The sequence below is a fragment of the Roseimarinus sediminis genome (assembly GCF_050433125.1).
Classification (GTDB): domain Bacteria; phylum Bacteroidota; class Bacteroidia; order Bacteroidales; family Prolixibacteraceae; genus Roseimarinus; species Roseimarinus sediminis.
Window position 1 is genome coordinate 392,300 of sequence record NZ_JBNPXV010000001.1, and the last position, 12,976, is coordinate 405,275.

The following is a 12,976-nucleotide window of genomic DNA, read 5'->3' on the forward strand; positions in this document are numbered from 1 at the left end:
TAATATGATTGTGTGTTTTATGGCTTCTCGCTTAAGTGGCATTATGAAAGTGTGGCAGTAAGCATCCATACTTTTTTCTCACTGGAGGCAATCAGTTCACTGAATAAGGCCACAGTTCCCTCGTCGCCGTTTTCGGCCGCTTCAGCAATAATTTCACGGTAGTTATTCAGCAGGGCATTGTAGTTGTCAACGGCAATTTGCAGGCTTGCTTTCCCCTTGGGCACTTCGGTTACCGGAGCGATGTTTGAATGAGAAACATAGTCGCTGAACTGATGCAGTGGGGTGCCTCCGAGTGTCAGTATTCTTTCGGCCACTTCGTCAACCACTTCGGCTGTTTCGTTGTACATTTCCTCATATTTATTGTGCAACATGTAAAAGTCACTTCCTTTTACCAGCCAATGCATGGTTCTGAAATTTTGATATACTACCTGAAGATTGGCCAATACTTTGTTTAAATTTTCTACGCTGGTTGTTTTCATCTTTCTTTGTTTTTAATGATTGTTAATTTTTGTTTTGATAGTTCAAAAGTAATATTGCTTATATTTAATGAATCAAATAGACCTATAAGTAAAATATTATAGCTATGACACTTCTTCAACTTGGATATGTAATTGAACTGAGTTATTACCGGTCGTTTTCGCATGCGGCTAAAAAACTAGGAATTTCGCAACCGGCACTGAGCCTGCAGGTATCCCGTCTGGAAGAGGAGTTGGGCATGCAGCTTTTCAGGCGTACATCGGGCAAGGTGGAAGCAACCAGCGAAGGGGAGCTGTTCATTGAGAAAGCGCGTGAGCTGATTCAGCTATCCGAGAACCTGAAGAATCTGCCTTTCGATCTGGAAGCAAAACCTGAGGGTGAACTGAAAATAGGCGTGATTCCAACATTGGCCCCTTACTGGTTTTCGATGTTCATGACCGCTTTTTCGAAGCAGTATCCGTCCATCAGACTTACAGTTACTGAATTGAAAACTGAGGAAATCATTACCGCACTCAAAACCGGATCGCTCGATGCCGGATTTATTTCAACACCGGTTGAAGCGGCAGGTGTGCTATTTAAACCTTTGTTTTATGAGCAGTTCTTTCTTTATGTTTCCGACAAGCATCCCCTGTATTCATACGATGAAATCGATCTTGATAAAGTCGATTTAAGTGAAATGTGGTACCTCGAGGAGGGGAATTGCTTTCAGAATCAGGTCGACTCGGTGTGTATTTATGCCAAAACACCCGGCGAGCATCAAAACATGGTCTACCTGTCGAATTCTATTGAATCGTTGAGCCGCATTGTGGAACAGGTCGGGGGAATTACTTTTATTCCCGAACTGGCGACCCTTTCGGTTGGGCCCGAAAAAGAGCAGATGATCAAGTCCATTGCAGCTACCGTGCCGATACGTGAAATCAGCATGGTGACCACACGTTTGTTGAAAAGTGAAAGGCTCATTAAGCTCTTTCTTGAGCATGCCATGTCGGTAATTCCACGACGCATGCTCAAGGACGATCGTGGCAAGGCAATACCAGCCGGTATCAAGGTATAAATATCAAATGCCGGCATGGGTGGTTGTTTTTTTCGTAAAAATGAGGGGTCAAATTGATGATGCTACTTTAAGCGTCTGTTTTATGAACAGTCTTTATTAAATTAGGCTTTGGAAATGCTTTTAAAAGCAAAAATGAAGTCAACAAAATGAATAACAAAATCGAGATGAAGCAAAAAAACTTTAGAAGTCGCATCTTTTTTGCCAGGATAGGGAGTCTGGCATTGATGCTGCTGATGATGACGGGAGTATATGCACAGCCTTCGGGTGGACCTTATGGCCCGGTAAAGCAAAATTATCAGCTGCCCGAGGTGGATGGGCGTATTTATTATGTTGCGCCCGATGGCCGTGATGATGCCAGTGGAAGCAGCATTGATGCACCTACAAGTATTGAAAACGCCATTGCCAAAGTAGAAGGCGGCGATGCCATTGTGCTGAGAGGCGGAACTTATCGTACCGGCGATCTCCAGCTGAATCAGGGAGTTGTCATCCAGCCCTATGCCGATGAACAACCCGTACTGAAAGGTACTCTGATTGCCGATGAATGGACACCACTGCGCAATAAGCTGTGGATTACCAAATGGGAAAAACTCTTTCCATCAGCACCTCAAAGCTGGTGGGTACGCACCCGCCAGGGCATGTTTACCCCGCTTTACAAATTCAACGACGACATGGTCTTTGTCGATGGCCGTTTTTTGAGTGCTGTGGGCTGGGAAGGCGATGTGGATGAAAATTCATTCTACATCGATTACGAAGCAGGACTGGTTTACATTGGGGTAAATCCTGAAGGTAAGCAGGTTGAAATTACCGCCTGGAACGTGGGCCTCGAAAGAGTGATTGGTGATGTTCATGGCAAGGCTTCCGATGGCAAAGGCTATACCATGCGGGGCATCACCTTCACACAATATGCCTACAGGGCCCTCGAAATTCAGGGAAAAGATCCCGAAGGCGTATCTCCCGAATCGGAACACGGAAAGGATGTGGTGGGAACCACCATCGAAAACTGTGAGATATCGTATTGCTCAAGAGTGGCAGGCTACCTGCGGGGCGATCATCTGACACTTCGAAACAACAGGATCAGCGATACCAGTACCGAAGGGATTTTTATTCTGGCCTCGAACGATGTCCTGCTCGAGAAAAACATCTTTACCCGAAACAACATTGAAGAAATTACCGGTTATTTTCCGGCAGCCGTGAAAATTTTTAATCAGTGCTACCGTGTTACCTGTAACGACAACCTGGTCATCGATCATCCTTTCTCCAACGGCATCTGGTACGATGTGGGCAATATCGACGGCGTATTTACCAACAACTGGATCGAGGGAGTTGGTTTCTGGCAGGGCGAAGCACCTACCGATCAGCTGTGGCCCAGTCAGAACGGATTCTTTTTCGAAATATCGAAGGGAGCCCTTTGTGCCGGGAATGTGTTTGTGAACTGCGACCACGGAATGATGGTGCTCAACAGTAGCGATGTTAAAGCGTATAACAACACTTTTGTGAACAGCATGGCCTGTATTGGCCGCAATGAACGGAGTGCCGAGGGCGATCATTTTGGCTGGCACCCTGCAACTGGTCCGGGAGTTGACGAAAGGGTCGGACACGAATTTGTTAATAACCTGCTGGTAGCCGATGCTGCCTACCAACGTCAGCTTTTGTTTGTATGGCAACCACCTGCAGTTTGTGAAAGTGCCGGTGCTAATCCGCTGCAGGTGATGGATCACAACCTTTATATCCGAAATACGGAAGAGAGTAAAGTACCGCTGATACTTTGGAGTCCTGCTGACAATGAAAAATGTCAGAATGCCTATGCTTCCGTCGCTGCTTTTCGAAATGATCATCCGGAGTACGAACAAAACAGCTACGATGTCAGCAATTACGGGGGATCTCCCTTTATGAGCTCCGAGCTGGGCAACTATCGGCTACAAGCGGGAGTGGAAGCGGCCTACAATTCGGCAAAGCTTCCATCTGAGATCATGCAAATGATTAACAGGAAAAAAGAAGTGGGGATAGGAGCCTATCCGATAAAAAAGTAAGCACAGATTAAAATTGTATTGAACTACCTTACAATTAATAGCATACTAAAGAAGGCTTGGCGCAATGATTTATTAGAAGGTGTCTTTTTATTTCTTAATTTTGATCTTAAAGATTAAAATAGACTAAATGGACTATATTGAAATATCAGGTTTTAAATCAATCCAGAATGAACGGATTGATTTAAAACCTATTAATCTCTTGATAGGAGCCAATGGCAGTGGTAAAAGTAATTTTATTTCGTTCTTTGACTTTTTGAACCGGCTGTACAATAGAAACCTTCATGAATACATAGCGCTAACAGGAGGAGAGAATAAAATACTTCATAAAGGCCAAAAAGTTACGGATAGGATAGCATTTAAAGTTGAGTTCGAAAATGGATTGAATGGTTATTTTGTTGAATTAAAATTAGGTACAAGTGGCTTCGTGTTCACTGACGAACGACTATTATTCAGAAGTGATTCCGGAATTAGTATTGGTCGCTCAGAAAGGGAAGCGCGTATAAAAATAACTGATCATTTCAGGGCTAAATATGTTATTAAATATTTGAATGGATTTAGAAAATATCATTTTCATAATACAAGCGACAAATCTCCTTTTACAATTCCCAGTCATACTGAAAATGACATTTTTTATTTGTATAGTAACGGTGCAAATTTAGCGGCATTTCTTTATTCAATTAAGCAGCATGCTAAAATCGTTTATAATCGTATTGTGAAAACAATCCAATCAATTGCGCCATATTTTCTCGATTTTGAGCTTATCCCCAACAATGAAGATTATATAAAACTGCAATGGAAAGATAAGTTTAGCGATATAATTTACGGTGTCTCAGATTTGTCGGATGGTACAATTAGGTTTATTGCATTAACTGTTTTGTTCATGCAACCAGATCTCCCCGATACCATTATAATCGATGAGCCTGAATTGGGCTTACATCCTACTGCGATATCAAAATTAGCAGGAATGATAAAATCAGTTTCAACAAAGGGGTGTCAGGTAATCATCGCGACTCAATCTACCGATTTAATAAGTCATTTTTCACCAGAATCTATAATAACCGTTGACCAAATAGACGGTTGTTCTAAGTTTAATCGTTTAAATGTTGATAATTTTAACGAATGGCTTGAAGACTATACTATTGATGATCTGTGGAAACGAAATATTATTGCAACCGGGCAGCCAAACTTTAAATAATGAAACGGATTATTGTTGTTTGCGAAGGTGAAACCGAGAAAGAATTTTGCAATACAATTCTGACTCCATATTTTGCTAAGATTGACATCTACTTGCAAGCTCCATTGATAAAGAAATCAATGGGAGGTATGGTAAAGTGGCTTGAGTTGAAAAAACAAATTACGCTTCATTTAAGAAATGATGCGAATGCGTTTGTTACAACATTAATTGATTATTACGGTTTATATAGTAAATACCAATTTCCTAAGTGGGAGGAATCAGAAAAGATAGCAGATAAGAATCTTAGAATGCAAAATTTAGAGCTTGGAATGAAAGATGATATTGAAAGCTCTTTACGATTTCGTTTTATTCCATATTTGCAACTTCATGAATTTGAAGGGCTCTTATTTAATGATATAACTATTTTTCAAGAGCAAATTCCTCCAGATGAATTAATTGGTGTTGATGAGTTGAAACAGGTTTTTAAAGAATATGATAATCCGGAAATGATCAACAATAATAATGAAACTTCCCCCTCTCATCGTTTGGCAAGAATAATTCTTGGTTACAATAAAATTGTGTATGGACATATTCTGGCTGAGGCGATTGGATTAGACCGAATGAGAGCAAAAAGTCCACGATTTAATAACTGGATCGAAAGATTAGAAACGCTTTGGTATTAGATTCTATAAGGTATTTGCTTAGTTCATTGGCACCTTCTATTCTTTACCTCTTACCGGAATCGAAAAGGCAAATAATTTCGAGTTGTATTCAATTTTGTCAATCTTCCCCTTATCGACCGAATAATCAAGTTTCTCATCGCTTACCTGTTTAATTTTATTCAAAGCAAGCTGGGCAAACTTGTCCATTTCGTTGCGTGGATCGAACTCGCTGATCTCACGGGCCAGTAATTCATTGATGGTGGGAAAAGGCTCGGTGTTGAGCTTTGGCTGCTCTGTCTTCCCAAATTCCCGCAGGTGATCATCGTAGGGTGCAGACGCTGCTGCCTTAACGCTTTCAGTGATACCGGCCATCAGGGGCATCAACATTGCTTCACGCTGGCGAGGCCTTACCTCTTCTTGTTGCTGACTTGCTTGTTCAAAAGCAGCATCCATCTCAAGGGTAGCCATTTCAGACCTTAGCTGGTCGGTATTTAGCACTGCCTTTGGAGTTTCGCTCAAGGGCGCAATTTCGGCTACATTCAGCACGCTGGTTGCTGCCGGCCGGTTAAACCAGAAAACCAGGGCCAGTACGATCGAGGCAGCCGCTGCAAGCCATACCGGAGCCACGATTTTCCGTGAACGTTTAAGCTGCTTTTTGTAGGGATAAGTAAGCAGCAAATCAGGTTCTGATACTGTTGCCTGGTAAAGTTGTAACTGGCGGGCAGCTACGGGATGACTTGAAACATAGCTTTCGAATGCCTGCTTTTCATCGTTTGTTAATTCGTTTTCGACATAGCGAATACAGCTGTCTTCTAAAAGCTCGGGATGATCAAAGTCTCCTTTTAAAAGCGATTGCTTATCAAAGACAAGTGCTTCATCGGCTTTCAGATGAATCGCTTCCAGTCCTTTCAGCTCTTCGGCCAGGTCGGGGTTTTCACGCAAAAAGTCGAGCAATTCATCGGTCTCCCGCGTGGTCAAAGTGCCATCGAGCAGATCGATAAAATAGCTTTCGTAATTTTTGCGTGTGATATTCATTTTGTCTCTTTTTATAATACTTTTTCAATCTGACCGATGTAATTTTTCAGAAATACCCTTGCCCGGTAAATATATACTTTCACCTGCGATTCGCTGAGCTGGCACATGTCGCCGATTTCTTCGTACGAATAGCCTTCGTAATCGCGAAGCAGCAGGACCGAACGCTGCACCTCGGGCAGCTTTTTAAGGCCTTCGTCGAGCACTTCCTTTAAATCGGAATAGTGTCGCGAGTGCGAGTTCTCGGGCATTTCTGAAGTGTCGGTAACAATCATCCGTTTCTCCTTTCTGATCATGTCGACCATGGTGTTGTGTGCAATACTGAAGAGGTACGATTTGGCTTTCGAGAAAGTAACATCGCGGCAGTTGCGCCACAATTTCTCAAAACTGTCCTGCACCAGATCATTGGCTCGCTCGTGATCCCTGATATTCTTCAGCACAAAGCGGAAAAGGCCGTCGGCATATTGCTCAACAATGAGGTTGTACTCTTTGGTCGTCATTCATCGATTAGGTTTACATCGAATAAGACGGACAGGGGCAGAAAAAGTTACAGATAAAATGTGTTTTAATAAAAGCTGTGCAGATCGACTTCGAAAATAAGTACTGAATTGGCCGGAATGGTTTTCGATTCGCTTTCGCCGTAGCCGTAGTACGATGGCAGGTAAAGGATGATTTTGCCATCAGTCCCGATGAGGGGTATTCCAACCTGCCAGCCTTTGATGAGATTACTGAGTTGAAAAGTGGCCGTCATGTCGGTATCGGTCTGATCGAATACAGTGCCATCGAGCAACATGCCCTTGTACGAAACTTCAACGATGGAGTAAATATCGGGGCGCTGGCTTTCACCTTCGGCAATGATGTGGTAAAAGATGCCCGACGCTTCGTGGATCTCGGCCACCGAATCATGCTCGGCCAGGTAATCGCTGATCAGCAATGAATCGGCCTGGTACTGGGCCTGCACTTTTTTCTGGTAGGCTTCCCATTCTTTCTGGTATTCCTCGTAAGCATCGTTGTTGTTTAAATCGCATGCAGCCATCGAGAAGAGTGCAATGAGCAGGGAAATTATGTAGAAAGCAGTACGTTTCATTTTGTATTCAATTAAGTTGATAAATGCGGAAAAAATCAGCTGTATCGGCTTTTCCTTCTTTAATGCCAGCAAGCTTTGTTGTAATGGATGCAGAAAACAGGAAAAGGTTGCTTCGTCCCAAAAATAATGAAATCTTTGAATAGGATCCGGAATATAGGGGATGAACTTTGTTTTAAAAGGGATACAAAAAATGCCGGAGATTTGCTTCCGGCATTTTTATAAGCTAAAGGAGCTTTGTTTATAGTTTTGTCTGAATGTATTCACTTACATTCTTTTCGATGCGCTTCTGCACATCATTTACATCGGCCTTGACAAACTGGTCGCCGGTAATGTTTTCGTACAATTCGATGTAGCGTTCACTTACGCTGTTCACAAAGGCTTCGTTCATTTCGGGAACTTTCTGACCGTCTTTGCCCTGAAAACCGTTTTCGATGAGCCACTGGCGCACAAATTCTTTCGAAAGCTGTTTCTGGTTTTCGCCCTTGGCCTGACGTTCCTCGTAACCTGCCGCGTAAAAATAACGCGATGAGTCGGGTGTATGAATCTCGTCGATCAGGTAGATCTTACCATCCTTCTTACCAAATTCGTACTTGGTATCGACCAGAATCAGTCCTTTTTCAGCTGCCATCTCGGTGCCCCGCTGAAACAACTCGAAGGTATATTGCTCAAGCAGTTTGTAGTCTTCTTTTGAAACCAGCCCCTGGGCCAGAATTTCTTCTTTCGAAATGTCCTCGTCGTGGCCTACATCGGCTTTGGTGGTTGGTGTAATCAGCGGTTTTTCGAACTTCTGATTTTCAATCATGCCTTCGGGCAGCGGGTTGCCGCAAAGTGTGCGTTTGCCATCGCGGTATTCACGCCAGGCATGGCCGGTAAGATAGCCGCGGATGACCATTTCGACCTTAAAAGGTTCGCACATGTGACCTACGGTGACCATGGGGTCGGGTGTTGCAATCTTCCAGTTGGGAACAATGTCCTGAGTTGCATCGAGGAACTTGGCTGCAATTTGGTTCAGCACCTGACCTTTGTAGGGAATGCCTTCGGGAAGCACCACATCGAAAGCCGAAATGCGGTCGGAGACAATCATTACCAGGTATTCATCTTCGATGTTGTATACATCACGAACCTTGCCGTGGTAAACACTCTTTTGACCGGGAAAGTTGAAATCGGTTGTTACAATCGCATTACTCATTGTTATGTGTGTTTATAGGTGTTTTGCTTTTTTGCTATCTGACTGACAGGAATCCTCTCTCAAATATTTTATCCATTTCGCTAATTAAACAATCTCGCTTGCTTTTTGATGTAAAAATCACTTAAAAAGTTTTGATAGATGAAGGTCATTTTACTGATTTTCTTCTTCTTTGGTTTTCCTGATGGCTGCCTTTCGTCTGTCTTCCTGTTCGGCATAGAATTGGTCGTAGGCATTTACAATGTCGCGTACCAGTTTGTGACGTACAATGTCATTCTGGTTCATTTGAACGATGGCAATGTCGTCGATGTCTTTTAATATTCGCATGGCCTGAATCAAACCTGAATCGCTCTTTCGCGGGAGGTCAATTTGCGTGGTATCGCCGGTGATGATGATTTTGGTGTTCAAGCCCATGCGGGTCAGAAACATTTTCAGCTGATTCACGGTGGTATTCTGCGCTTCATCGAGAATTACATAGGCATTGCTGAGCGTACGTCCGCGCATAAAGGCCAGCGGGGCAATTTCGATGACCTTGTCTTTCATAAAGTCTTCGAGTTTTCGGGGAGGAATCATGTCGCCCAGCGCATCGTACAAAGGCTGCAGATAGGGATCGATCTTTTCCTTTAAATCGCCCGGCAGGAAACCCAGCCTTTCGCCCGCTTCAACCGCAGGCCGGCTCAGAATGATCTTTCTGATTTCCTTGTTCTTTAAAGCACGCACCGCCATGGCAATGGCTGTATAGGTTTTTCCGGTTCCCGCAGGGCCAATGGCAAAAATAAGGTCCTTTTCAATGCAGGCATCGACCAGCTTCTGCTGATTGGGTGTTCGTGCCCTGATGGGTTTCCCCGTATTGCCATAAATCAATACATCTTTTTCGCCGGTATCGGGGCTTTCCCCCTGATCGTTCATGATCAGCCCGATGGTTTCAACACTCAAGCGGTGAAAATCGTGGTACTGATCGAGCAGTGCATTCAGCTTGCTTTCAAATTGTGCAATTTCATCCTCGCTGCCCATGGCCTTAACAATGTGGCCGCGGGCTATGATCTTCAATTTGGGATAGTAGGAGCGGATTTTATCCAGGTTGTTGTTGTTGGCTCCATAAAATTCTACGGGATCGACTCCTTCGAGATGAAATGATTTTTCGAACATTGAAATGTTTTATCGTTTAGTCTTCAAAAATAAGGACTTTTCGGGAGAATTTGTCTTTGTTGACATCCGATTGGTCAAGTTTAAGCATTGCAGCTTGTTAACATTTTTTAAATAAACATAATAAACTCTTAATTATTTTGTTTTGTATATTGCAAGGCATTCATTATTAATCTTTAAAAACCCAAAGAGATGAAACTATCCCTTCTTATTTTGATACTGGCGCTGGCCGGTACGCTATGCGCACAAAAGATTGAAAAGCCCCGAACAGGTTTTTCCACCGTTTCGAACCTTCGCATTACAGCGCTTGAACTGAGCGACAGCGAGACTTCCCTTTCCTTTGAGTACAAGGCTGCTCCCGGCAGCTGGATTTTTATACCAAAAGGAAGTTGCATTCAGGTGGTAGGCTCGGAAAGCAAAAATTATGTACTTCGTGCCGAAGGAATTCCTCTGGATTCGGCCTATCATCTCGATGAAAGCGGCAGGGTTGAATACCAGCTCTTCTTTCCGGCCATCGATAAAACAGCAGCACGCATCGACTTTTTCGAAGACAATGAAGGTGGAAACTGGAAAATATTTGATATCAGGCTGAAGGAGGAAAGCACGACGAGCCCGTTAGCCGCGGTGCTTCAAAACATCTGGTTTGCAGCCGACGGCAGCAAGCAAATGCAAATTGCCCTTTACGACGATGTGGCGGTTTATCAAAGTCAGCTCTGGAAAATCGATGAGGTGACAAGCGAAGGACCGATAGAGGCAGTGAGCCTTTCCAATAAAAAAGGCAAACAAACACTTTACTTCGAGAGCATCAATGAACACCAGTGCCGGATGGGCACCGACAAGCAGACACTGTACGAGCTGAACGACTGGCCCAACGATTTGCCCGATCAGCCCAAAGCCGGTAATGATGTGTATACTGCAGCCCTCTTAAAATCGGCCGAAGCCACTTATTCGGGCTACATCCGCGACTATACTCCACGTGCGGGCTTTACCACCGGCATGGTGCATGTCAACAATGTGCTCACCGGCAATCAGGAGTCATATGTGCTTAAAATTGAGGAGAGCGGCTATTTTTCGGTAAGCATTCCCATGTGCTATCCCGAGGAAGTTTTCTTGTCGGTACCAGGCATGCATCGTACGGTTTTTCTCGAACCCGGAAAAAATACTTTCCAGCTGCTCGATGCCGGAAGCGTTTACAATGGCTTGCTGTTTCAGGGCGAAATGGCCATGGTGAACAATGGCCTTTTTGAACTGAAGGACATCAATTACTTCGATTATAATAAGGTACGCGAAAACATACTCGATAGTACGCCCGAAGCCTATAAAGCCACCTGTGTCGAAATTCGCGACAAGGAGCTGAAAGCCCTCCATGAAGTGAAACAAAGCAAGTTCATTGCCGAAAAGGCGTTCCAGGTAAAGCAAAAAAATATCGAATGCGATTACCTCGAAAGGCTTCTGAGTTACGACATGAACTATTACAGTGCACTTCGCTCAAAAAAGGGAAAGGATGAACAGGTAAGCATGGATGATGTTCCTTCGCCCGATAGTTCCTGGTATGCTTTCATTACCCCCAGTGCAATGAACGACCCGTTGCTCTTGCTGTCATCCAATTATTACTTTCTGGTGAATCGTTTGAAGTATGCTAAATTCTTAAGGCCATCTTCCACTTCGCTGACACCATCTCTGTTAGCCGAGTTTCTTGATTCGAAAGGGATTGAGCTGACAGAAGATGAAAATAACATGCTGGCTGAAGAGAAAAAGGCCATGGATGGCAAAGCGATGGAAAAGTGGAAGGCTTTCTCGGCGCAATATAACAAGGAGCATCAAGCCTTTGCAGAAAAACACAAGTCCTTACTGGAAGAACTCAATCAGCAGGAAGATTTTGTATTTTGGCACGATATTGAAAAAGCCTTTGCCGACAAAGGAGTGGAGCTTACAGGCGAAGAACTGAAGATGATCGGGGCAGCAAAAGCCATTTCAGGAAGGGAAGAACAGCTGGCTCAAAAGAGCAGGAAATCCAACAGCGAGGCCCTGCATGCCTTTTATCAGAAATACCAGACTTACTCAACAGAATGGCATCAACAAGAACGACTGAAGGCCCGGAATGCTGTTTTAAATCAGCAATTTGGCATTGGACGCGGCCTCATAGTGGATGTGATGTATGTTCAGGATCAGCTGGGTTCGGTGGTCGAAGAATTAACGCCACTTGGTGAAGACCAGCTGGAGCTCATTTCCAGTGAAGTGAGCACTCCTTTTATCGCACAATATGCACGTGCATGTAACGATCGTACCATTGAAAAAATAGCCGAACTAAAAGCAAAATCAGACTATGTAGTCCATCAGACACCTGATGTCGACTCCGAACAATTGTTTGAATCGATGATGGAACCCTTTAAGGGCAAAGTGGTGTATGTCGATTTCTGGGCTACCTGGTGCGGCCCCTGCCGGAGTGGTATGCAACGCATAAAGCCGCTGAAGGAAAGCCTTGATGGCCGGCCCATTGTTTTTGTTTATATTACCAACGACAGCTCGCCCGAAGGAGCCTGGAAGAACATGGTGGCTGAAATTGGCGGTGAACACTACCGTCTGGATCGAGACGAATGGAACATCCTGAGCGAGCGCTTTGGTGTTTCAGGAATACCACATTATTTGCTGGTCGATAAGGAAGGCAAAGTAGCCAGGAACAACGGGATGCCTTCGTGGAACAACGACGAAATGGCACAGCTCTTCGAAATCTTTATAAATAAGTAGTGTCGATTTCAGCAAAGAGGCTGCCTTCAAAGGGCGGCCTCTTTCGCTTTTCCTGCAAGTCTGTTAAGCCGCGTATCACAGCCGAAAGGAAATAATGTCAGGCTGATTGCAAGGCATCTGAGCGTTTTGAGTAAGCGCTTCTGTACTTTTGTAACCGGCGTTTAGGTACGCTGATATCGGAGGTACATAAACGCTGACACCGGAGCTACATAAACGCTGATACCGGAGTTACATAAACGCTGATACCGGAGTTACATAAACGCTGATACCGGAGCTACATAAACGCCGATACCAGGGTTACATAAACGCCGATACCGGAGCTACTCTACCACCGATACCGGAGCCAGCTTAGCACTGATATCGGAGCTGGCTTAACGCCG

The 12,976-nt window shown here is 44.1% G+C and carries 11 protein-coding genes; 5 read left to right on the forward strand and 6 right to left on the reverse strand.

Annotation, left to right across the window (positions count from 1 at the left end; all coding sequences use genetic code 11):
- Nucleotides 1-41: 41 nt before the first annotated feature.
- Complete coding sequence (locus tag FHS86_RS01590) at nucleotides 42-479, reverse strand: Dps family protein (protein WP_429410422.1); 438 nt, start codon at nucleotides 477-479, stop codon at nucleotides 42-44.
- Nucleotides 480-583: 104 nt separating this feature from the next.
- Between FHS86_RS01590 and FHS86_RS01595 the strand changes: the two genes are divergently transcribed.
- The 4 genes from FHS86_RS01595 to FHS86_RS01610 all read left to right on the forward strand — a co-directional run bounded on the left by FHS86_RS01595 (nucleotide 584) and on the right by FHS86_RS01610 (nucleotide 5,418).
- Entirely contained in the window at nucleotides 584-1,531 is a 948-nt protein-coding gene (locus FHS86_RS01595) for a LysR family transcriptional regulator (RefSeq protein WP_429410424.1), read from the forward strand.
- A gap of 146 nt (nucleotides 1,532-1,677) precedes the next feature.
- Entirely contained in the window at nucleotides 1,678-3,561 is a 1,884-nt protein-coding gene (locus FHS86_RS01600; RefSeq protein WP_429410426.1) for a right-handed parallel beta-helix repeat-containing protein, read from the forward strand.
- 127 nt (nucleotides 3,562-3,688) lie between these two features.
- Nucleotides 3,689-4,756, forward strand: coding sequence for an AAA family ATPase (locus FHS86_RS01605; protein WP_429410428.1), 1,068 nt, complete (start codon nucleotides 3,689-3,691; stop codon nucleotides 4,754-4,756).
- A complete protein-coding gene (locus FHS86_RS01610) occupies nucleotides 4,756-5,418 on the forward strand; it encodes a DUF4276 family protein (protein WP_429410430.1) in 663 nt (220 codons plus the stop codon). Before FHS86_RS01605 ends, FHS86_RS01610 begins: the two co-directional genes overlap by 1 nt.
- A 36-nt stretch (nucleotides 5,419-5,454) precedes the next feature.
- On the opposite strand, the gene FHS86_RS01615 is transcribed toward FHS86_RS01610, so the two are convergent.
- The 5 genes from FHS86_RS01615 to FHS86_RS01635 all read right to left on the reverse strand — a co-directional run bounded on the left by FHS86_RS01615 (nucleotide 5,455) and on the right by FHS86_RS01635 (nucleotide 9,851).
- Complete coding sequence (locus FHS86_RS01615; RefSeq protein WP_429410433.1) at nucleotides 5,455-6,432, reverse strand: anti-sigma factor; 978 nt, start codon at nucleotides 6,430-6,432, stop codon at nucleotides 5,455-5,457.
- Between the two features lie 11 nt (nucleotides 6,433-6,443).
- Nucleotides 6,444-6,929, reverse strand: a complete 486-nt coding sequence (locus tag FHS86_RS01620) for an RNA polymerase sigma factor (RefSeq protein WP_429410435.1) — start codon at nucleotides 6,927-6,929, stop codon at nucleotides 6,444-6,446.
- A gap of 65 nt (nucleotides 6,930-6,994) precedes the next feature.
- Nucleotides 6,995-7,516 carry an FKBP-type peptidyl-prolyl cis-trans isomerase gene (locus tag FHS86_RS01625; RefSeq protein ID WP_429410437.1) on the reverse strand — a complete coding sequence of 174 codons (522 nt, stop codon included), beginning with the start codon at nucleotides 7,514-7,516 and terminating at the stop codon, nucleotides 6,995-6,997.
- 238 nt (nucleotides 7,517-7,754) lie between these two features.
- Nucleotides 7,755-8,705 (reverse strand): phosphoribosylaminoimidazolesuccinocarboxamide synthase, encoded by a 951-nt coding sequence (locus FHS86_RS01630; protein ID WP_429410439.1) that lies wholly within the window; start codon nucleotides 8,703-8,705, stop codon nucleotides 7,755-7,757.
- Nucleotides 8,706-8,855: 150 nt separating this feature from the next.
- Nucleotides 8,856-9,851: a PhoH family protein gene (locus tag FHS86_RS01635; RefSeq protein ID WP_429410441.1), complete on the reverse strand. Its 996-nt coding sequence runs from the start codon at nucleotides 9,849-9,851 to the stop codon at nucleotides 8,856-8,858.
- Nucleotides 9,852-10,040: 189 nt separating this feature from the next.
- Here FHS86_RS01635 and FHS86_RS01640 point away from each other — a divergent pair, with 189 nt between their 5' ends.
- Nucleotides 10,041-12,596, forward strand: a complete 2,556-nt coding sequence (locus FHS86_RS01640; RefSeq protein ID WP_429410443.1) for a TlpA family protein disulfide reductase — start codon at nucleotides 10,041-10,043, stop codon at nucleotides 12,594-12,596.
- Nucleotides 12,597-12,976 lie beyond the last annotated feature (380 nt).

What these genes read in the sequence shown, in the direction of transcription:
- FHS86_RS01590 (WP_429410422.1), bottom strand. Translation starts at nt 479, where the DNA reads ATGAAAACAACCAGCGTAGAAAATTTAAACAAAGTATTGGCCAATCTT.
- FHS86_RS01595 (WP_429410424.1), top strand. Translation starts at nt 584, where the DNA reads ATGACACTTCTTCAACTTGGATATGTAATTGAACTGAGTTATTACCGG.
- FHS86_RS01600 (WP_429410426.1), top strand. Translation starts at nt 1,678, where the DNA reads ATGAATAACAAAATCGAGATGAAGCAAAAAAACTTTAGAAGTCGCATC.
- FHS86_RS01605 (WP_429410428.1), top strand. Translation starts at nt 3,689, where the DNA reads ATGGACTATATTGAAATATCAGGTTTTAAATCAATCCAGAATGAACGG.
- FHS86_RS01610 (WP_429410430.1), top strand. Translation starts at nt 4,756, where the DNA reads ATGAAACGGATTATTGTTGTTTGCGAAGGTGAAACCGAGAAAGAATTT.
- FHS86_RS01615 (WP_429410433.1), bottom strand. Translation starts at nt 6,432, where the DNA reads ATGAATATCACACGCAAAAATTACGAAAGCTATTTTATCGATCTGCTC.
- FHS86_RS01620 (WP_429410435.1), bottom strand. Translation starts at nt 6,929, where the DNA reads ATGACGACCAAAGAGTACAACCTCATTGTTGAGCAATATGCCGACGGC.
- FHS86_RS01625 (WP_429410437.1), bottom strand. Translation starts at nt 7,516, where the DNA reads ATGAAACGTACTGCTTTCTACATAATTTCCCTGCTCATTGCACTCTTC.
- FHS86_RS01630 (WP_429410439.1), bottom strand. Translation starts at nt 8,705, where the DNA reads ATGAGTAATGCGATTGTAACAACCGATTTCAACTTTCCCGGTCAAAAG.
- FHS86_RS01635 (WP_429410441.1), bottom strand. Translation starts at nt 9,851, where the DNA reads ATGTTCGAAAAATCATTTCATCTCGAAGGAGTCGATCCCGTAGAATTT.
- FHS86_RS01640 (WP_429410443.1), top strand. Translation starts at nt 10,041, where the DNA reads ATGAAACTATCCCTTCTTATTTTGATACTGGCGCTGGCCGGTACGCTA.